At 65.3% G+C, this 20,034-nt stretch carries 19 protein-coding genes; 11 read left to right on the top strand and 8 right to left on the bottom strand.

The window, feature by feature from the left end; genetic code table 11:
• Window positions 1–645, top strand: a complete 645-nt coding sequence (eda, locus tag AC1DW9_RS18910; protein WP_441493529.1) for a bifunctional 4-hydroxy-2-oxoglutarate aldolase/2-dehydro-3-deoxy-phosphogluconate aldolase — start codon at window positions 1–3, stop codon at window positions 643–645.
• On the opposite strand, the gene AC1DW9_RS18905 is transcribed toward eda, so the two are convergent.
• From AC1DW9_RS18905 to AC1DW9_RS18895, 3 genes are read right to left on the bottom strand one after another with little or no spacing between them, the layout of a single operon-like run.
• Window positions 642–1,307, bottom strand: a complete 666-nt coding sequence (locus tag AC1DW9_RS18905) for an IMP cyclohydrolase (protein WP_441506097.1) — start codon at window positions 1,305–1,307, stop codon at window positions 642–644. The genes eda and AC1DW9_RS18905 overlap by 4 nt on opposite strands.
• Complete coding sequence (locus AC1DW9_RS18900) at window positions 1,304–2,410, bottom strand: NAD(P)/FAD-dependent oxidoreductase (RefSeq protein ID WP_441493531.1); 1,107 nt, start codon at window positions 2,408–2,410, stop codon at window positions 1,304–1,306. Before AC1DW9_RS18900 ends, AC1DW9_RS18905 begins: the two co-directional genes overlap by 4 nt.
• Before the next feature lie 13 nt (window positions 2,411–2,423).
• Window positions 2,424–3,599: a M20 aminoacylase family protein gene (locus tag AC1DW9_RS18895; protein ID WP_441493532.1), complete on the bottom strand. Its 1,176-nt coding sequence runs from the start codon at window positions 3,597–3,599 to the stop codon at window positions 2,424–2,426.
• A gap of 255 nt (window positions 3,600–3,854) precedes the next feature.
• Between AC1DW9_RS18895 and AC1DW9_RS18890 the strand changes: the two genes are divergently transcribed.
• The 3 genes from AC1DW9_RS18890 (at window position 3,855) to AC1DW9_RS18880 (ending at window position 6,714) form a co-directional block, all read left to right on the top strand.
• Complete coding sequence (locus AC1DW9_RS18890; protein ID WP_441493533.1) at window positions 3,855–4,649, top strand: bestrophin-like domain; 795 nt, start codon at window positions 3,855–3,857, stop codon at window positions 4,647–4,649.
• Between the two features lie 295 nt (window positions 4,650–4,944).
• Window positions 4,945–5,715, top strand: a complete 771-nt coding sequence (locus AC1DW9_RS18885) for an acid phosphatase (protein WP_441493534.1) — start codon at window positions 4,945–4,947, stop codon at window positions 5,713–5,715.
• Between the two features lie 261 nt (window positions 5,716–5,976).
• A complete protein-coding gene (locus tag AC1DW9_RS18880) occupies window positions 5,977–6,714 on the top strand; it encodes a DUF2161 domain-containing phosphodiesterase (protein WP_476768383.1) in 738 nt (245 codons plus the stop codon).
• A gap of 43 nt (window positions 6,715–6,757) precedes the next feature.
• Here AC1DW9_RS18880 and AC1DW9_RS18875 read toward each other — a convergent pair whose 3' ends face one another.
• Window positions 6,758–7,246, bottom strand: coding sequence for a GAF domain-containing protein (locus AC1DW9_RS18875; protein WP_441506099.1), 489 nt, complete (start codon window positions 7,244–7,246; stop codon window positions 6,758–6,760).
• Window positions 7,247–7,412: 166 nt separating this feature from the next.
• Between AC1DW9_RS18875 and AC1DW9_RS18870 the strand changes: the two genes are divergently transcribed.
• Complete coding sequence (locus AC1DW9_RS18870) at window positions 7,413–8,363, top strand: phosphoribosylaminoimidazolesuccinocarboxamide synthase (protein ID WP_476775466.1); 951 nt, start codon at window positions 7,413–7,415, stop codon at window positions 8,361–8,363.
• Window positions 8,364–8,365: 2 nt separating this feature from the next.
• On the opposite strand, the gene AC1DW9_RS18865 is transcribed toward AC1DW9_RS18870, so the two are convergent.
• The 3 genes from AC1DW9_RS18865 to AC1DW9_RS18855 form a co-directional block, all read right to left on the bottom strand.
• The gene (locus AC1DW9_RS18865) at window positions 8,366–9,745 is read right to left on the bottom strand and encodes an FAD-containing oxidoreductase (RefSeq protein ID WP_476775467.1); all 1,380 of its coding nucleotides are present in this window, start codon (window positions 9,743–9,745) and stop codon (window positions 8,366–8,368) included.
• A complete protein-coding gene (locus AC1DW9_RS18860) occupies window positions 9,742–10,203 on the bottom strand; it encodes a DUF4126 domain-containing protein (RefSeq protein WP_441506102.1) in 462 nt (153 codons plus the stop codon). Before AC1DW9_RS18860 ends, AC1DW9_RS18865 begins: the two co-directional genes overlap by 4 nt.
• 130 nt (window positions 10,204–10,333) lie before the next feature.
• Entirely contained in the window at window positions 10,334–11,302 is a 969-nt protein-coding gene (locus AC1DW9_RS18855; RefSeq protein ID WP_441506103.1) for a threonine ammonia-lyase, read from the bottom strand.
• 167 nt (window positions 11,303–11,469) lie between these two features.
• Here AC1DW9_RS18855 and argE point away from each other — a divergent pair, with 167 nt between their 5' ends.
• The 6 genes from argE (at window position 11,470) to AC1DW9_RS18825 (ending at window position 18,594) form a co-directional block, all read left to right on the top strand.
• A complete protein-coding gene (argE, locus tag AC1DW9_RS18850) occupies window positions 11,470–12,621 on the top strand; it encodes an acetylornithine deacetylase (protein ID WP_441506104.1) in 1,152 nt (383 codons plus the stop codon).
• 236 nt (window positions 12,622–12,857) lie between these two features.
• On the top strand, window positions 12,858–14,447 hold the full coding sequence (locus AC1DW9_RS18845) for an ABC transporter substrate-binding protein (RefSeq protein WP_441506105.1): 1,590 nt from the start codon (window positions 12,858–12,860) through the stop codon (window positions 14,445–14,447).
• 194 nt (window positions 14,448–14,641) lie between these two features.
• Window positions 14,642–15,622 (top strand): ABC transporter permease, encoded by a 981-nt coding sequence (locus tag AC1DW9_RS18840; protein ID WP_069882170.1) that lies wholly within the window; start codon window positions 14,642–14,644, stop codon window positions 15,620–15,622.
• Window positions 15,623–15,642: 20 nt separating this feature from the next.
• Entirely contained in the window at window positions 15,643–16,596 is a 954-nt protein-coding gene (locus AC1DW9_RS18835; protein ID WP_476855155.1) for an ABC transporter permease, read from the top strand.
• Window positions 16,597–16,600: 4 nt separating this feature from the next.
• A complete protein-coding gene (locus tag AC1DW9_RS18830) occupies window positions 16,601–17,587 on the top strand; it encodes an ABC transporter ATP-binding protein (RefSeq protein WP_441493544.1) in 987 nt (328 codons plus the stop codon).
• An 86-nt stretch (window positions 17,588–17,673) separates the two neighbouring features.
• Window positions 17,674–18,594 carry an ABC transporter ATP-binding protein gene (locus tag AC1DW9_RS18825; protein WP_476775472.1) on the top strand — a complete coding sequence of 307 codons (921 nt, stop codon included), beginning with the start codon at window positions 17,674–17,676 and terminating at the stop codon, window positions 18,592–18,594.
• A gap of 21 nt (window positions 18,595–18,615) precedes the next feature.
• Here the strand turns inward: AC1DW9_RS18825 and AC1DW9_RS18820 are convergent, their stop codons facing one another.
• Window positions 18,616–19,860, bottom strand: coding sequence for a peptide ABC transporter permease (locus tag AC1DW9_RS18820; RefSeq protein WP_441506107.1), 1,245 nt, complete (start codon window positions 19,858–19,860; stop codon window positions 18,616–18,618).
• Window positions 19,861–20,034 lie beyond the last annotated feature (174 nt).

Here is a 20,034-nt window from a genome sequence, read left to right as displayed (position 1 = left end):
ATGTCAGGCGAACCCGAAATTGCACGCCTCAAGGCCTGTGGCGTTGTCCCGGTCGTCGTGATCGACGAGGCCGAGGTCGCGGTCCCGCTGGCCCGGGCGCTGCTTGCGGGTGGCATCGACGTGATCGAGGTCACGCTGCGCCGCCCTGCTGCACTGGCCGCGCTCGAGAGGATCGCCCACGAGGTGCCGGAAATCCTTTCGGTTGCCGGTACGGTCGTGACGCCCTTGCAGGTCGCAGAGGTCAAGCGGGTGGGCGCGCAGGCTGTGGTCAGCCCAGGCTTCAGCGAGGCGGTGGACGAGGCGATGCGCGCGGCGGGGCTGCCCTGGTTGCCTGGCGTGGCGACGGCGTCCGACTGCATGCGCGCGGTCTCGGCCGGACGGATCACCTGCAAGTTCTTCCCGGCAGAGCAGGCGGGCGGCACGCCGGCGCTGAAGGCGTTGTCCGGACCCTTCCCGCAGCTGAAGTTCTGCCCGACCGGCGGTGTCAGCCTCGCCAATCTCGCCGATTACCTTGCCCTGCCGCAGGTGATCTGCGTCGGAGGATCCTGGCTCGTGCCGGCGGATGCGGTTGCGAAACGCGACTGGGCGCGTGTGACTGAGCTTGCCAGGGAAGCGCGGGAAGCCGTGAAGGCGATCCGCGGCTAAGCGTCATCCCTGATGTTGAAGACGGCTGCCTCCAGCCCGGACTTTCCGGCATGAAGCGCCGCAGAGCAGACCGGGCTGTCGAGGTGGGCGAAGATTGATCCACCCACGACATGCTGGCAGGCGTCCTCGGCCGTCCTTGCGGTGAAGTGCGGATCCACCCTGTCGGCTGCCGCCAGGGGCGATCCATAGGTCGTGATGTAGGTCGCCTGCCCCGGAGCTATATGCACCGGCGTCACAGACAGCGCTTCCGCCGTGATGCTTCCGAGATAAGCCGTGTCATTGGCGAGATCGAGCACCGAACAGATGCGTGGCGTATCATGCGCATCGAACTCCCGGTCGAGGCCGGAAAGCACCCCGATCAGCGCATCTCTTACCGTGTGACCCGCCCGCAACCGCTCGAAAATGGGTCGGGTTTGGGTGCCATTGCTCGCGACGACGTAGCGCTCGGTCCAGAGTAGACTTTCATAGGCGATGTAGGGGCTCTCCGATGCCGCGTCGGCGCTGTTCGCACGCGGCACGATCCGGATCGCGTTGCCAGAGCGCTCTGCAACTCTGTTCGGAAACGATCTGCTCGAAACGCGGTATGCCGAAACCAAGTCTCCGAGAGGCGTTCTGCCGACTGCAATGATGCGGCCGACATAGCGTGAAACGCCCTCCGTCATGCCGGCAGCCTGTCCACCACCAGCTCTGCGATCGCGAGCGAGGACGTCAGCCCGGGGCTCTCGATCCCGAGCAGGTTGACCAGTCCGGGTACGCCATGGATGGCCGGTCCGTCGATGCGGAAATCAGGCATCGGCTCCGTCGGTCCGTGCAGCTTCGGCCGGATACCGGCATAATCCGCGACCAGCGCCCCGTCCTGCAGACCGGGCCAGTAGGTTCGGATCGCCGCGTAGAATCGCTCGGCCCGGGCCGGGTCGACGACCAGATCCTGGTCGTCATCCACCCATTCGACATCCGGGCCGAACTTGACCCGCCCGGCCATGTCGATCGTGGCATGGATGCCGAGCCCGGCTGCTTCAGGGATCGGGTAGACCAGATGCGAGAAGGGCTGCTTCCCCAGCAGTGCGAAGTAGTTGCCCTTGGCGAAAGACTGCTTTGGCACATAGGCGGCAGGAAAGCCGTCGAGCCTGCCGAGAAGGCGGGGCGCGCCGTGGCCGGCCGAATTGACGATGCTGCGGACCGAATAGGTTGCGGGATCGTCGCCGCCGAAATCGACGCTGAACGCCTCGCCCTCGCGGCGCCAGCCGGTGATGGGCGTATTCAGGGCCAGCGAGCCGCCTGCAGCTTCGCACTCTCCAAGCAGAGAGAGCATGAAGGCGTGGCTGTCGACCACGCCGGTCTCTGGCGAGAACAGCGCGATCTCGCAGGCGACCTCGGGCTCGTGCGCCCGCGCTTCGGCGGTGTCGAGATAGCGCAGCGAGTCCACGCCCGAGGCTTTCGCGCGCGCCGCGATCGTTTCCAGTGCCGGGCGCTGGCCCGAAGCTGTCGCGACGATCAGCTTGCCGCAGGCTTTGTGCGGCAGGCCGCGCTCGCCGAGATAGCGATAAAGCTGCTTACGGCCCTCGACGCAGACCTGCGCCTTGAGCGAGCCGGGCGGGTAGTAGATCCCGGCATGGATGACCTCGCTGTTGCGCGCGGAGGTCTGAGTGCCAATGCCGTCGGCGGCCTCGGCGATCACGACCTCGCGTCCGGCGAGCGCAAGCGCGCGCGCCGTTGCGAGGCCGACGACGCCGGCCCCGATGACGAGGCAATCGATATCGGCCATCGTGATCCTGCGATCAGGCTGCGCGCGGCGGCATGGCGATCTCGACGAGGCTCGCCCAATAGGTCACCCCGACCGGGATCGCCGCATCGTTGAACTCATAGGCCGGGTGGTGCAGGCCAGCCGAGTCACCATTGCCCATGAAGATATATGCGCCGGGGCGCTCCTCGAGCATGAAGGAGAAATCCTCCGACCCCATGACCGGCGGGATCTCGGTGTCGATCGCGTCCTTGCCGAAAACGTTCCGCGTGGCGCTGGTCACGAAATCCGTCTGCCCGGCGTGATTGAAGGTCACCGGGTAGCCGCGGTCGTAGTCGACGTCGCATTTGAGATCGAACGCCTTCGCCAGCCCGTCGGCGATCTCGAGGATGCGCTTCTGGGCGAGGTCGCGCATGGCAGGCGTCAGCGTCCGGACCGAGCCCTTGATCTCGACGGTCTGCGGAATGACGTTGAACGCTTCGCCGGCATTGATCGCTGTCGCCGAGACCACGACAGAATCGAGCGGGTCGGCATTGCGCGAGGCGACAGTCTGCAGCGCGGTCACGAGCTGGCAGGCGGCAACCACCGGATCCTTGGTGTCGTGCGGCGCGGCGGCATGGCCACCCTTGCCCTCGATCTTGATCAGGAAGCGATCGGCAGCGGCCATCAGCGGGCCCTTGCGGATGCAGAATTGACCGATCGCCATGCCAGGCTTGTTGTGCAGCCCATAGACCTCCTGCACGCCGAAGCGCTCCATCAGGCCCTCATCGCACATCACCTTGGCCCCGCCGCCGCCTTCTTCTGCCGGCTGGAAGATCACGACCGCGGTGCCGTCGAAATCGCGGGTCTCGGCGAGATATTTCGCGGCGCCGAGCAGCATGGTGGTGTGGCCGTCATGACCGCAGGCATGCATCTTGCCGGGCACGGTCGAGCGGTGCTCGAGATTGGTTTCCTCGTGGATCGGCAAAGCATCCATGTCGGCACGCAGGCCGATTACCTTGCCGGAACCCTGGCGCTTGCCCTTGATCACGCCGACGACGCCGGTCTGGCCAATGCCTGTCACCACCTCGTCGACGCCCCAGGCCCTGAGCTTTTCGGCAACGATGCCCGCCGTGCGATGCACGTCGAAGAGCAGTTCGGGATGGCGGTGAAAATCGCGACGGATCGCGGTGAGCTCGGGCGTCAGCGCCGCGATGAGTTCGGACTTCGGCATCATGTCCTCGGGCAGAGAGGGAAGGTTGGCAGAAATCGGGTTGCCAAGTCATGCAAGCTAGCGCGGTCCGACCGGGTCTGTCCAAGCCGATTGCGGCATGAGGGGGCAGAAGCGGAGGAATGGCGTCGCGACCGCGTATGGTTGCAATCCTCGCATCATTCTGGATCGATGGCTGGTGTCGGCGGCAGATCGTTCTCGCGGTCGAGATGACTGCATGTGTCCGTGTCGCGGGCTTCCAGGAGAGCAGGATCTGTCATGGTGGAGTGGCTTTCAGCCTTCACGTTCTGCTCGCTGCTCAGCGCAGCCGCGGTGTTCGGCCTCCTGCTGCGGAGCCGGTTGCCCGAGGAGCACCTGACCGAAAGGAACATGGAAGCGCTGCGGCTGATCACGAGCCTCCTCGTTACCTTTGCGGCGCTTGTCCTCAGCCTGCAGCTGTCGAGCGTGAAGAGCGCGTTCGACATGGCGTACCGGGACAGGAACGCGGATGCCGGGCAACTGGCCCAGCTCGATCAGTGCCTGCGCAATTTCGGCCCGGGGGCTGAGAAGGCCCGCGAGAATCTCCGGAGCTATACCGCCGCGGTGATCGCGAGCACCTGGCCCGACGAGGAAAGGCCGACCGGCATTGCCTATCCTGATCCCAGCACCATGGGACGCCACGGGGAAAGCCCGACGCTCAGCGTGCTGGTCAATCAGATCGGCCTCGAGATCAATGGCCTCGCCCCTGTCGACGGGTTGCATGCGAACCTGGCTACGGAATGCCGTGCGAATTTCATGAGCCTGCAACAACGTCGTTGGGCGGTGATTGAAGATGCGAGGGACCCGGCGTCGCGGCTGTTCACGAACGTCCTGACGTTCTGGCTGATGCTGGTCTTCGTCAGCTTCGGCCTGCAGGTCCCCCGCAAGCTGCTGGCCGCCATCGTCCTGGCGATCGGTGTGGTTTCGATATCGAGCGTGATGTTCGTGATCGTTGACCTGAACTCGCCCTATGGCGGCCTGTTCGGCATCCCAAGCACATCGATGCGCAATGTGTTCGAGGCCATGAGCCGGTAGGCAGCTCACCTTCATTTCGTGCGAGTGTTGTCGTCGATGCCTTCGCTTGGGGGCGAGGCGACGAATGACGTAGGGCCAGATTGCTGTCCTTTTGCCGGGGATGCCGGCGCCTCTTGCTGCCGGCTGCATCAGTGGCCGCGCTGCAAGGAGGTATCTTCGATGACCCATGCTCGCGGCCGATGTTACGGGTTTTACTCATCGTTCCCTGACACTACCCGCGCCGCTCGGCGCCGAAATCGTGACAACCCTCTGATTCTATTGCGGTCATGCGGTGCGGGCACGACTGGCGTGTTTCTTGATCAGCATCGAGCGCTGCGCGGACTTGCTTCCCGCAGCAGGGAAGAAACGCTTATCGGGAGACAACAAGATGAAAAGACTCGCGGGCCTGACTCTCGGACTTACGCTTCTTGCGATTGGCTATGCCGGCGCGGAGGTCCAGAGCAGCAAATACTATGTGTCGCCGGAGCAACTCGACACGACCCGGTTCATGGCGCCTCCGCCATCAGCGGATACGACCCGGCGGGAGCTCGAGATCATGCTAAGCCTGCAGGAGAAGCGAACAGCCGAACAAGCCGAGCGGTCGGTCGCGGACCTTGAGCAGAGCGTCTTTCGCTTCGCCGACGTGATGGGACCCGAATTCACGGCCGAAAAACTGCCGAAAGCGGCGGCATTCTTCACGAAGGTCTACAAGACGGAGAGCGCCTTCAACAAGCAGGGCAAGGAAAAATGGGATCGCCAGCGGCCACCGGTGGTGGACGCTCGTCTCAAGCCGGTCGCCAAATATGCGAACAGCGGCTCTTATCCGAGCGGTCACGCTGCATTCTCGTACCTCACCGCGATCGTGTTGGCCGATATCGTGCCGGAGAAGGGCGAGGCGATCTTCGGGCGTGCCGTCGAATTCGGCGAGAACCGGGTGATCGGCGGAGTGCACTACCCAAGCGACATCCAGGCGGGCCGGGAGATGGCCGCGATGATCGCGGTTCTCGCCTACCGGAACCCCGATTTCCAAAGGGATCTCGAAGGAGCGAAGTCCGAAATCCGCGGCGCCTTGCGACTGGCGCACTGATCCAGCTGTCATGGCAGGTCGGTCCCGTCGCGGGATCGACGCGGTGACGAATTCCCAAGGGGTGGCCGCCTGGACAGGGGGCTGCCCCTTGCGTTGCCATCGGCCTTTTGAGGTGCCGCGTTCAGAACGCCTGCCCGTCGATCTCATCCGGCTTGCCTCCCGTTTGCCATTCCGAAACGACCGCCGCTGCACCTTGGTGTAGCGGTCAGCGCCACGGACTTGCTGGAACGGTCCGGCATCGGAATGCACCGGAGATCTCGCGTGGAAACTTCCCTCTATCTGCCGGTCAAACACTTCCTCGAAGGCCTGGGCTATTCCGTGAAGGGTGAGGTCGGGCGCTGCGACCTTGTTGGTCTCAAAGGCGATGATCCGGCTGTCGTCGTGGTGGGAGAATTGAAGCTGACCTTCAATCTCGAACTCATCCTGCAGGGCGTGGACCGGATGAAGCTCGGTGACGAGATCTGGCTTGCAGCCCGGTTGTCGGCGCGGGGGAAGGGACGCGAGAGCGATTCCCGCTACCGCAATCTGTGCCGGCATCTCGGTTTCGGCCTTCTCGGGGTCGCTTTGTCCGGTCGCGTCGATATCCTCGTTTCCCCGGCCGCGCCGACGCCGCGCAAGGATGCCAAGCGGCGTTCGAAGCTCGTGGAGGAGCACAAGCGGCGTCGGGGAGACCCTGTCGCAGGCGGCGGTTCGCGCGCACCGATCATGACGGCCTACCGGCAGCAGGCGCTCGCTTGCGCTGCAGCCATGACGGCAGGCCCGCAGCGGCCGCGCGATCTCAAACAGTCATGCCCGGACGCACAGAAGATCCTGCACCGCAACGTCTATGGCTGGTTCGAGCGAGCCGATCGCGGCGTCTACGCCCTGACCGACGCCGGCCGCACGGCTCTGGCGAGATGGGTGGCAACGTCGGTTCCGGACCCCCTCGTACCTGGGCAGCACGGAGTCGTGCCTCCGGTGGCGGACACCAACGAGGGCCTCTCCGCCGCGGCCTGCTGATTGGCGCATCGCGCTTCCGCCCGCAGCCGGGGGATGGATCGGTCTAGCAGGCGCTCGCAGCGAGATAGATCTCGGCGATCCGTTCGATTCCGGCCTGGTCGGCGGTGTCGAAGCGGGAGGGGTGGGGGCTGTCGAGATCGATCACGCCGATCACCTCACCGTCGCGGAGCAGCGGCACGACCAGTTCCGAGCGCGAGGCTGCATCGCAGGCGATATGGCCGGGAAACGCATGGACGTCTTCCACCAGCATGGATTGCCGGCGAGCGACCGCCGCTCCGCAGACGCCGCGCCCGACGGGAATGCGGACACAGGCCGGCTTGCCCTGAAACGGCCCGAGCACGAGCTCGCCGTCCCGCATGATGTAGAATCCGGCCCAATTCAGATCCGGCATCATCTGGAACAGCAGTGCCGAGGTATTGGCCGCGTTGGCGATCGGGTCGCTTTCTCCCGCCAGCAGGCCCTCAAGCTGCGAGGTCAGCTCGCGATAGAACCCTGCCTTGTCGCTGCTCGCGATTGCTTGTGCCTGAAACATGGCTGCTCACCTCCGGCGCTCGCCCTTCGTTATGGCGCTCCCTAGCATCGCGCAGGGGCGACAGCGAGAGCGCAATGGTGCGTATCGATCCACTTGGCTACAAGGAACGCAGCGCCGGGGTTTCTCTCCCTGCATGATTCCTCGCCTTGATGAAGTGATGTCCACCATGTCCGAGATTCAACCCATTCGCGAAGCGGTCATCCCGGAGCTGCCGAACTATTATCGGGGCAAGGTCCGCGAGAATTACGATCTGCCGGACGGGCGCCGCATTCTGATCGCCACGGACCGCCTCAGCGCCTTCGATCGCGCTATCGCCTGCATTCCGTTCAAGGGGCAGGTGCTGACCCAGACAGCCCGGTTCTGGTTCGAGAAGACCGCGGATATCTGCCCGAACCATGTGCTGGAATATCCGGACCCCAACGTCGTCGTCGGCCAGAAGCTCGATATCCTTCCCGTCGAGATCGTGGTGCGCGGCTATCTCGCGGGCACGACCAGCACATCGGTGCTGACCATGTACAAGCAGGGCAGGCGGGATCTCTACGGCATCCGTTTCCCGGATGGCCTGCGCGACAACGAAGCGCTTCCTCATGCCGTCATCACGCCGACCAGCAAGGCCTTCGACGGCGGCCATGACGAGCCGCTTTCCCCGGACGAGATCGTCGGCAGCAAGCTCCTGACCCAGGAACAGTGGGATACGGTGTCCGGCTATGCGCTGGCCCTGTTCGCCCGGGGGCAGGACATCGCGCGCGGACGTGGGCTCATCCTTGCCGATACCAAATACGAGTTCGGTACCGATCGGCAGGGCCGGATCATGCTGGCCGATGAGATCCATACCCCCGATAGCAGCCGCTACTGGTTCGCCGAGAGCTACCCGGCGCGCTTTGCGGCGGGAGAGCGGCCGGAGAGCTTTGACAAGGATTTCGTGCGCAACTGGGTCGCCGCACGCTGCGATCCCTACAACGAGCCGATCCCCGAGATCCCGGACGAGCTCATCGCGCAGACCTCGCAGGTCTATATCCGCGCCTTCGAGACCATTACGGGCCAGGCGTTTGAGGCCCCTGCCGGCCAGGAGCCGCCGGTGGATAGGATCCGCCGGAACCTGGCGCGCTATTTCTGAGGTCAGTTTGGGGCGCGCATGTCTCCAAGCATCGTCGGGATGAGCTCCGATACGGTCGGATGGATCGGAACAGCGCGCAGCAGCCTGTCATAGGGCGCGCCCGCATTCATTATGTCGAGGATCCCATGGATCGCCTCGTCGCCGCTCGTCCCGAGGATCGCAGCGCCGAGGATGCGGCGCGTCTCGGCATCGGCAATGACGCTCATGAAACCAAGCGTCTCGCCCTTCTCGATGGCGCGGCCGACGCGCGTCATCGGCCGGCGGCCAACCAGCAACGGCCGGCCGCTGGCGTGCGCCTGGGCAAGCGTCATGCCGACCCGCCCGAGCGGCGGATCGATGAAGAGCCCATAGGCCGGGATGCGGTCACTGACCTTGCGCGTCTCTCCATCGAGTAGATTGGCGGCGACGATCTCGAAATCATTATAGGCCGTGTGCGTGAAGGCGCCGCGGCCATTGCAGTCGCCGATTGCCCAGATGCCGGGGACATTGGTCGCCAGGCTGTCGTCGACCTCGATATAGCCTCGTGCATCCGTTGCGACCCCGGCCTTGTCGAGACCGAGATCGTCGGTGTTCGGGCGGCGCCCGACGGCAAGCAGGACATGTGACCCGATGATCTCGGGTGCGCCGGAAGTGCAATCCACGCCGACCGCGATGCCCTCCGGGTGGGGAGCGAATCGAATGCACTCCGCGCCGGTCCGGATCTCGATCCCTTCGGCGACAAGGATATCGCGGATCGCCTCCGAAACCTCTTCGTCCTCGCGGGACACGAGATGTGGACCCTTCTCGACAACAGTGACGGCTGCACCGAAGCGGCGGTGCATCTGAGCGAATTCGAGGCCGATATAGCTGCCGCCGATGACGACGAGATGCTTCGGCACCGTGTCGAGACCAAGGATCGAGGTGTTGGTCAGGTAGGAGATGTCGCCGATCCCGGGCATGTCCGGCACGACGGCGCGCCCGCCGACATTCAGGAAAATGCGGGGTGCGCTGATTACATCGTCGCCCACCCGCATCCGGTCGGCGCCCTCGAAGCGCGCATGCCCGGTGAGGACGGTGCAGCCCTTCATCCCGCGCAGCCAGGTCTCGATATTGCGGCGCGAATTGGCGGAGACGAGGGCGGCTCGCTCCTTGACCTTCGACATGTCGATGCGCGGCGGCGTATCCAGGATGACGCCGTACTCGGCGCCACGGCGCGCGAGATGCGCAGCATAGGCACTGGCGACCAGCGTCTTGGTCGGCATGCAGCCGGTGTTGACGCAGGTGCCGCCAAAGAGATGGCGTTCGACGATCGCAACCGACAGGCCGGCACCGGTCATCCGGCCTGCCAGTGAAGGTCCGGCCTGGCCGGCCCCGATGATGATGGCGTCGAAAGTCCGGTTCATCGCGCGGCCACCACGATCAGCCAGGCGGCGAGTAGCGCCACCACGTCCTCGATCAGCGCGGCAGGCCTGTCGCGACCGAAAGCTCCTGCGAGGCCCGCCCGGGCTGCGGCCCCGCCAAGCGTACCGGCGACGGCGCCAACCGCGCCCGCGATCGCGCCAAGCGCGAGCGATCCGGCCGCGGCGCCGATGGCCGCGCCGGACAGGGCGCCTGTCACGATGCGGCCGCCGAACTGCGTCGGGACCTTGCGGCTCGCCGTCGACGGCAACTTGTCGGTGATCAGTTCGCCGATGGCCAGCGCGGTCAGGATCCAGGGCGTCCAGGCATAGCCCAGGAAGGCCAGGGGGCTGGCACCGAGGTTGATCCAGCCGAGATGGGCGGCCCAACTGACGGCGGCCGGTGCCATCATGGTGCGCAGCCCGGCCACGACCCCGATGAGCACTGCGAGCAAGACGGCCATGGTCTTCCCTCGAACGGCAGGGTATCGCCGCCCAAGACAACGCTAGCTCATCGCGCAGGTCAACTCATCGTTGACCGGTCGGCTCCCTGGCGTAAGGTCAAGCATCAAACCCGGCGGCAACGAGGTTGCCTTACACCCCGTACTCCTTGCGCCACGCCGCGAAATCGTCGAGCGAGACGTTGGAGCCGCAGAGGATCAGGCCGACGCGCTCCCCGGGCTTGAACATCTCCTTGCGCGCCACGGCTGCGGCAACCACGCAGCCTGCCGCCGGCTCGATCAGCACCCTCCCGTTCTGCAGCACCCAGGCCATTTCGCGCACGGCCTCGGCATCGGGCACGGTGACGATCTCCTCCAGATACTGGCGCGCTGCCGCCATGGTGCGTTCGGTCGCGAAGGGGGCGCCGAGCGCGCGGGCGATCGAGGTCGGCCGGATCGGTACCGGCTTGCCGGCCTCCAGCGCCTGGGTCATCGTCGTTGCCCCCTCCGTCTCGACGCCATGAATGCGCACCGCCGGGTCGAGTCCCTTGAGAGCCGTGCCGACTCCGGCCACGAAGCCGCCGCCGCCGATCGAGATAAAGACATGGTCGAGGCGCCCGCTGGCATCATTCGCCAGTTCGAGGCCGAGCGAGCCATGGCCGGCGATGATCGCCGGATCGTCATAGGAGTGGACATTGGTCATGCCCTTCGCCGCGTACTCGTCGGCCTTGGCAAAGGCCTCGATCGCGTCCTCGCAAAGTTCGACCTCGCCGCCGGCCTGCCGGGTGAGCTCGACATTGAAGGGCGCGACATTCTTCGCCATCAGCACGAGCGCGCGGGCGCCCATCGATTTGGCGACCATCGAAACCGCGATCGCGTGGTTGCCGCCGGAAACGGTGACGATGCCGCGCTTCAGCTCGTCCTCGCTGAGCGCCATCAGCTTGTTGAAGCAGCCGCGCACCTTGAACGAACCGCCGAGCTGCAGGCTCTCCACCTTCACCACGGTCTCGACGCCGAGCCGCGCCGAGAGGCCGGCGCTATGGAAGCTCGGAGTGCGCCGCACCTTGCCGGAGATGCGGGTGGCGGCAGCCTGGATATCGGCGAGCGTGACGTCGAAATTCATGGGACTGGACTTCTCTCATGGCCCGGCGGCGCCGGCGTCTCGGCGCGCACATCAACGCGTCCGGCGCAGGCCGGTCAAGCCACAGCTGACGATTGACCTGGCTGTCAGGCTGCCTAGCGTGTCGGCATGAAACCTGCCTTCCCGTCTGCCTTTGGAGATCCGACCCCGTGAAATACACCCCCAAGGAAATGCTGGCGAAGCTGGTTTCGTTCAATACGGAATCGCAGCGCAGCAATCTCGAGCTCATCCATTTCTGCCGTGATTACCTCGCCAGCCTCGGTGTCGAGAGCACGATCGTTCCGAGCCCCGACGGCCAGAAGGCCAATCTCTATGCGACGGTCGGACCGGCGGTTGCCGGCGGCGTCGTGCTCTCCGGGCACACCGACGTCGTTCCCGTCGCGGGGCAGGACTGGAGCTCCGATCCCTGGACGCTGACCGAGCGCGACGGCAAGCTCTACGGTCGTGGAGCCTGCGATATGAAGGGCTTCGACGCGACCGCGCTGGCGCTGGTGCCGGAGATGATCGAGGCCGGGTTGAAGCGCCCGGTCCATATCGCGCTCTCCTATGACGAGGAGGTCGGCTGTCTCGGCGCGCGGATCATGATTGAGGCCATGGTCACTGCTGGCCTCACGCCGTCGGCGGTGATCGTCGGCGAGCCCTCGATGATGCAGGTCGTCACCGGCCACAAGGGCGGTACGCGGATGAAGACGACGGTGCGCGGCCATGCGGTGCATTCGAGCCGCGTCGACATCGGCGTGCCGGCCGTCATGATCGCCGGCAAGCTGATCGCTTGGCACGACGAGGTCATGGCGGAAAACAAGACCCGGACCCCGAATGATAACGGTTTCGAACCGCCCTACACGACGCTGCATGTCGGCGTGGTCCAGGGCGGCACGGCCGTCAACATCACGGCCGAACATTGCAGTTTCACCCATGAGGTGCGCGTCATTCCTGGCGAGCGCGACCAGAATTACGTCGAGCGCTACCGCGCCCGCATCGCCGAACTCGAGGCCGGGATGAAGGCGATCGCGCCCGAGACGGGCATCGAGATGGAAGTCACCTCCTTCACGCCCGCGCTCGGACCGGAGCAGCGTGGCGAGGCGGAGGCCCTTTCACGCCGGCTGACCGGCGACAATGGCAGCCATGTCGTCGCCTATGGCACCGAGGGCGGGCTGTTCCAGGCGGCAGGCTGGTCGACGGTGGTCTGCGGCCCGGGCGATATCGCCCAGGCTCACCAGCCCGACGAGTTCATTACGGTAGCCCAGCTCGATGCCGGGGCGCGGTTCATCCGTGGCGTAATCGCCGAATTGGCACGCTGAGAGATATCCGACGCCATGAACGTCCGTTCCTGGCGTCGATTTTGATGGTTGCGTGTGAGCCTTGGGTTCGGTGCGCAAGAAAATGCAATCTGGAGCGTTTCTCATCAGCCGTACTGGACGCCGCTCACGAAGCGTCATTAATCTGCCATCTTCTTTCGCCGGGCGCTTGGGAGGCGCCCGGCGGGAGCCGCTCCCGGGAGGAGTGGGTAGCAAAAACGATTGGGAGCGATCGAATTATGTCATTCAAGACGAACTGCCTCGCCGCGGTTGCGGCTCTGGCGCTGATGTGCGGCGCCGCGCAGGCACAGACACTGCGCTATGCCAACCAAGGCGAGCTCAAGTCGCTCGATCCCTATACCGTCAACGAGACCACCACCAATGCCCATCTCGGCCACCCCTATGAGGGCCTGACGGCGCGCGGCAAGGACCTCAAGATCGAGCCCGCCCTCGCCGAGAAGTGGGAAGTCTCCGATGACGGCCTGAAATGGCGCTTCTTTCTGCGCAAGGGCGTGAAGTTCCACAATGGCGAGGATTTCACCGCCGATGACGTGATCTTCTCGGCCGAGCGCGTCCGCGCCCCCGGCTCGAACTTCACCACGCGCATTCCGACCGACGCCAAGTTCACCAAGGTCGATGATTACACGATCGACGTGACGCTGAGCTCCCCGAACCCGATCCTGAATGCCCAGTGGGACACCTGGTACATCATGTCGAAGAAGTGGGCGGAGGCGAATAACGCCGTCGCTCCGACACCGGCAGCGGCGACGACGCCGAGCCACGCCTCGCTCAATGCCAATGGCACCGGCCCGTTCAAGATCGAGAGCCATCAGCCCGGCGTGAAGACCGTCTTCAAGGTCAACGAGAACTGGTGGAACAAGAAGGTCGAGCACAATCTCAAGGAGATCGTGTTTACGCCGATCGCTTCTGATGCGACCCGGGTCGCGGCCCTGCTCTCGGGCGAGGTCGACGTGATCGAGCCGGTTCCGATCCAGGACATCCAGCGTGTCAACAGCGCCGGCAATGTCCAGGTCATGACCGGGCCGGAACTGCGCACGATCTTCCTCGGCATGGACCAGACCCGCGACGAACTGCTCGAATCCAACGTCAAGGGCAAGAACCCCTTCAAGGACCCGAAGGTTCGTCAGGCTTTCTACCAGGCGATCGACATCGAAACGATCAAGAGCCGCGTCATGCGCGGCCTGTCGACTCCGTCGCCGCTGATGATCGCGCCGGAACTTTTCCCGCACGCCGGCTTCACGCGGGCCAAGTTCGACACCGAGGCCTCCAAGAAGCTCCTGGCCGAGGCCGGCTATCCCAACGGCTTCGAAGTCGGCATGGATTGCCCGAACGACCGCTATGTCAATGACGGCCAGATCTGCCAGGCCGTGGTCGGCATGCTGGCTCGCGCCGGCATCAAGGTGAACCTGAACGCTCAGCCGAAGGGCCAGTACTTCGCCAAGGTGCTGAAGTCGGGCGGCTACAAGACCTCGTTCTACCTGCTCGGCTGGACCCCCGGGACCTTCGACAGCCACAACGTGCTCAACGACATCCTGGGTTGCCGCGATGTCGCCGGCTCGTCGCGCGGAGAGTCGAATCTCGGCGGCTACTGCAACAAGAAGGTCGACGCGCTGACCGACAAGATCCTGGTCGAGCCCGATACCGCCAAGCGCGACGCCATGATCAAGGAAGCCTTCAAGATCACGGTGGACGAGTTCGCCTATATCCCTCTGCATCAGCAGGCTCTCGCCTGGGGTGTCTCGAAGAAGGTCAAGCTGACCCAGCGCGCCGACAACTCGGTCCTGCTCTATTACGCCACCAAGGAGTGACGTGAGAGGCGCGCGGAGCGATCCGCGTGCCTTCCTTCATCCTCATCGTCATCCCGGACAGACGGTGCAGCCGCGCTGAACCAGGATCCGTTGCAGCGCATGGCGCTCCTGCTGGATTCTGGATCTCCGCGTCCCCCCAGCCCGGGATGGCCGCGCGTTTTCCGACCTCGGCAAACCGGGGATTCAAGGCGGCCATGTTAGCTTTCATTCTGCGTCGGCTGTTTCAGTCGCTTCTCGTCATGCTGAGCGTGGCGCTGATCGCCTTCGCGATGTTCCGTTTCGTCGGCGATCCGGTGAACCAGCTCGTCAGCCTCGACACGCCGCAGGCGCAGGTCGAGCAGATCCGGCGCTCGCTCGGCCTCGACGACCCCGTCATCGTCCAGTTCTTCCGCTATATCTACAACGCCGCCCGGCTCGAATTCGGCGTGTCCTACCAGTTCCGGCTTCCGGTGATTTCGCTGCTGGGTGACCGCGCGCCGGCGACGCTCGAACTCGCCTTCATGTCGGCCCTGTTCTCGCTCCTCGTCGGCATCCCGATGGGTGTCTACACCGCGCTGAAGCGCGACAGCTGGCTCGCCAAGATCTTCCAGGCAGTGTCGCTGATCGGTATCAGTCTGCCGACCTTCCTGATCGGCATCCTCCTGATCTACCTGTTCTCGGTCACGCTTGGCCTGCTGCCATCCTTCGGGCGCGGCGAGGTCGTGAAGATCGGCAGCTGGTGGACGACAGGCCTGCTGACCGTGTCCGGCCTCAAGGCACTGATCCTGCCCTCGATCACGCTCGGCCTGTTCCAGATGACGCTGATCATGCGCCTCGTCCGCGCCGAGATGCTCGAAGTGCTGCGGGCAGATTACATCAAGTTCGCCCGGGCGCGTGGGTTGCGCACCCGGACGGTCAATTTCGGCCATGCGCTCAAGAACACGCTGGTTCCGGTCATCACCATCGCCGGACTGCAGCTCGGCTCGATCATCGCCTTCGCCATCATTACCGAGACGGTGTTCCAGTGGCCGGGTATGGGCCTGCTCTTCCTGCGGGCCGTCCAGAACGTCGATATCCCGATCATGGCTGCCTATCTGATGCTGATCTCCTTCCTGTTCGTCAGCATCAACCTGGTCGTCGACCTGCTTTATGCCGCCGTCGATCCGCGCCTGCGCGCGACGATCGGTGCGCACTGAGCTGGCGGAGAGTTGAAACCATGAGCATGACCACTCAGCCGCCCGCTTCGCCCGAGAAGATCCCGACCCGCTGGGAACGCTTCCTCGACAGCGACATTCTGGCCAGCTTCCTGCGCTCCAAGGTGACGATGGTCGCTGCCTTCGTCGTGCTGCTGCTGTTCATCGGCGCGGCCTTCTCCCCCTGGATCGCACCGACCAATCCCTTCGACCCTGCCTCCGTCTTCCTCGCCGACGCCAACATCCCGCCGGCCTGGCAGCAGGGCGGGGAGGCCCGCTTCATCTTCGGCACCGACGACCAGGGGCGGGATCTCTATTCGGCCATTCTCTACGGCCTGCGCGTCTCGCTGGTGGTGGGCGGCCTCGGAGTGATCCTCGCCGCCTCGATCGGCATCACGCTCGGCCTGCTCGCGGGCTATCTCGGCGGACGTGTCGATTCGCTGATCATGCGCATCGCCGATGTCCAGCTCACCTTCCCGGCGATCCTGATCGCGCTTCTGATCGATGGCGTCGTCCGCGGTATCTTCAAGAGTGCCGCGCGCGAGGACACCGCGATCTATGTTCTGGTCATCTCGATCGGCCTGTCCTTCTGGGTGCAATATGCCCGCACCGTGCGGGGCTCGACGCTGGTCGAGCGCAATAAGGATTATGTTCAGGCGGCACGCCTCGTCGGCCTGCCGGCGCCGCTGATCATGCTGCGCCATGTCCTGCCCAACGTGATCGGCCCGGTTCTCGTCATCCTGACGATCAATCTGGCGCTCGCCRTCATCACCGAGGCGACGCTTTCCTTCCTGGGTGTCGGCCTGCCGCCGACGCAGCCCTCGCTCGGCACTCTGATCAGCATAGGCAACCGCTACCTGTTCTCCGGCGACTGGTGGATCGTCGCCTTTCCCGGCGTGACCCTGGCGATCCTGGTGCTGGCGGTGAACCTGCTCGGCGACTGGCTGCGCGATGCGCTCAATCCGCGGCTGAGGTGACCCGATGACCGTCCCCGTTCTTTCCGTCCGTGACCTGACCGTCGAGTTCGTGACGCGGCGCGGTACCTTGCGCGCGCTCGACAAGATCTCCTTCGATATCGCACGCGGCGAAGTGCTCGGTGTCGTCGGCGAATCCGGCGCGGGCAAGTCCGTCACCGGTTCCGCGATCATCGGCCTGATCGATCCGCCGGGGCGCATCGCCGGCGGGGAGGTCGTGCTGTCGGGCGAGCGCGTCGACAATCTGCCGCCCGAGGCGATGCGCAGGATCCGCGGCAAGCGGATCGGCATGATCTTCCAGGATCCGCTGACCAGCCTGAACCCGCTCTACCGGGTCGGCGAGCAGTTGATCGAGACGATCCGGACTCATACCAGCCTGAGCGCAGCGGATGCCCGCGCGCGCGCCATCGCCCTGCTCGACGAGGTCGGCATCCCGGCGCCGGAGCGGCGGATCGACGGCTATCCGCACGAATTCTCCGGCGGCATGCGCCAGCGTGTCGTGATCGCGCTCGCGCTCTGCGCCGAGCCCGAGTTCATTATCGCCGACGAGCCGACGACTGCGCTCGACGTCTCGGTCCAGGCCCAGATCATCGCGCTGATCAAACGCCTCTGCAGTGAGCGCGGCACTTCGGTGATGCTGGTGACCCATGATATGGGCGTCATCGCCGAAACGGCCGACCGGGTCGCGGTGATGTATGCCGGCCGGATCGCCGAGATCGGCCCGGTCCGCGATGTCGTCAAGGACCCGCTCCACCCCTATGCGAAGGGGCTGATGGGCGCGATCCCGTCGATCGAGGGTGATGCCGACCGCCTCGTGCAGATTCCCGGCGCGATGCCCCGGCTTTCGGCCATTCCGCGGGGATGTGCCTTCAATCCGCGCTGCGCTCATGCCTTCGCCCGCTGCCATGTCGAGCGGCCCGAGCTGACCAGGGTCGGCGACCGGCAGGTCGCCTGCCATCTCTACGACCAGCCCAATGCGGAGATCGCAGCGTGAGCCAGCTCCCTCCGCCTAACGCCGCCTTCGTCCAGGTCCGCGACCTGAAGCGCGTCTTCGACGTGTCGAAGCCCTGGCTCAACCGCATGCTCGAACGCGCGCCGAAGCAGTATCTGAAGGCCGTCGCCGGGGTTTCCTTCGATATCCGCAAGGGCGAGACCTTCGCGCTCGTCGGTGAATCCGGCTCGGGCAAGTCCACCGTCGCGCGCATGGTGGTCGGCCTGCTGCCACCCTCGGGCGGTACTGTCAGCATCGCCGGCATCTCGATGAACGACGTTGCGGTCGCGCAGGAGCGTCAGCGGATGCGTCGGCGCATCCAGATGATCTTCCAGGATCCCTATGCCAGCCTGAATCCGCGCTGGCGTGTCGGCCGGATCATCGCCGAGCCGATCCGCGCCTTCGACATCATCGAGGGCGAAGGCGACATCAATGCCCGCATCGGCGAATTGCTGACGCTGGTCGGCCTGCATCCCGATGACGCCAAGAAGTTCCCGCACGAGTTCTCCGGGGGGCAGCGCCAGCGCATCGCGATCGCACGCGCGCTCGCCTCGAATGCCGAGTTCATCGTCTGCGACGAGCCGACATCGGCGCTTGATGTCTCCGTGCAGGCGCAAATCCTCAACCTGATGCGCGATCTGCAGCAGAAATTCGGGCTGACCTATCTCTTCATCTCGCACAACCTCGCCGTGGTCCGGCATATGGCGACGCGCATCGGCGTGATGTATCTCGGCCGGCTTGTGGAAGTTTCGGAGGGCAAGCAGCTCTTCTCGGCCCCGCGCCATCCCTATACCCGCATGCTGCTCGATGCGGTTCCGGATCTCGCCATGGTCGGCAAGGCGCGCGAGGGCGTGAAGGGGGAAATCCCGAACCCGATCAACCCGCCCTCCGGCTGCACCTTCCATCCGCGCTGTCCGCTGGCGTTCGACCGCTGCAAGATCGAGAATCCGCCGGTGATCGACGGTGTCGCCTGCCATGCCGTGAACGGCGACCGGGCGGCGGCGGCCTGAGCCGCGCCGCTCAGGGGGCGATCAGGAGGAAGCAGGCCCGCCGGCCTTTGGCCTGCTGTTCGCTGCAGGCTGCGGCATCAATGGCGCGAGCGGTCGCTCGGTCCGGTATTGCCCGCGGGCAATCGCCGTGAACATCAGGGCGACGGAGGCGAGCGTCATCAGCCACCAGGTCTGGAAGGTGGCAAAGCCCAGAACGGCAAGCGCGAAGGCCGTGACATAGGCAGCAGTGACGCCGGCGGCGAGCGCTCCCGCCATCTGGCCCGCGGCCTTGATCGCAAAGTACAGGCAGATCGCGGCCGAAGCGGCTCCGACAAGGCCGAGCTCGAACCAGAACTCGAACAGAATGGTCGTCGGCGTGTCTTGAGGCAGGCCACCCGTCAGGCGGCCGCGCAGCACGGTGTCGAGGCCGTGCCCGGTGATCAGCTGAACCGGTTCGCGGCTGACGATGTCGGCCCAGATGCCGAGGGTGAGGGCGAGATCGTCGGGCAAGCGCGATGCGATCGGCATCAGCAGGAAGGGCAGGAGCGGCGCCAGCAACATCAGCCCGGCAACGATAATGGCGATGGCGCGAGCGGCGACGACCCGATTGGCGCTGATCGCTCCGAAGGCCACCGTGCCGCAGATCATCGCCACCGCCTCGCCATCCTCGAAGCGGGTCATGGCAAGCAGGCCGACGGCGAGAGCGAGGCCCAGTGCGCTCAAGCCGCGCGCACGCGAGAGGAGCCAGGCGAAGGCGGGCCACGACATGATCAGCACGACGCTGACGCCGCGTTCGACGCCCGGAGAGACGCCAGCGGCGCTCATGTTCCCGGCGACCAGCAGCGCGAGAGCAAACAGCGCGGCGATGCCGGTGCCGAGCGGCACGAGATTGAGGTTCGAGGCGCGCATGCGTTCCGGGAGCGCCGCGGCACCGCAAAAGCCGAGCGCGACGGCAAGAACCAGATTGGTGGCCTTCTCGGTCGCCGAAAGCGTGTAGGGGCTCCAGACCAGCGAGAGCAGGGCCCAGGCCACGAGCCCCATCAGGATCATGCCTGGCCGGCTCAGCAGGGAATCCCTCAGATTCCTGCCGAACTGGCCACGCTCCTCGATCAGCGAGGAAATGATGAGCAACGCAACCCCGATCGGCGCGAGCACGACGGCCGCGCGACGCGACACCAGCGACGCTATCGGTAGCGCCAGCGCAAGCGTGGCGAAGCCGATGCGACGCAGCAGCAAGGCTGCGTCCGCGGCGGGGTCAATCGGGGCATTGGCGTTGTGGCGGATCATGGACGGCAACCGAACAAACGGCTTTGACCGGAGAACACGCCGGACGTCAGCCCCGCAGCACCCTAGCTTGTGGCGGCCCGCGCGACTGTAGGTGCGCTGCAACAGTGAGCCGGCATCTGACGCAGGGCCATGACGCCATCATAGCACCTTGCGGTCACGGTTCTGGCTGCGGAT

Source organism: Allobosea sp. P4_E12, assembly GCF_056401655.1.
Note: the sequence above shows the minus strand (reverse complement) of the source record. Positions and strands in the feature narration are given on the sequence as shown.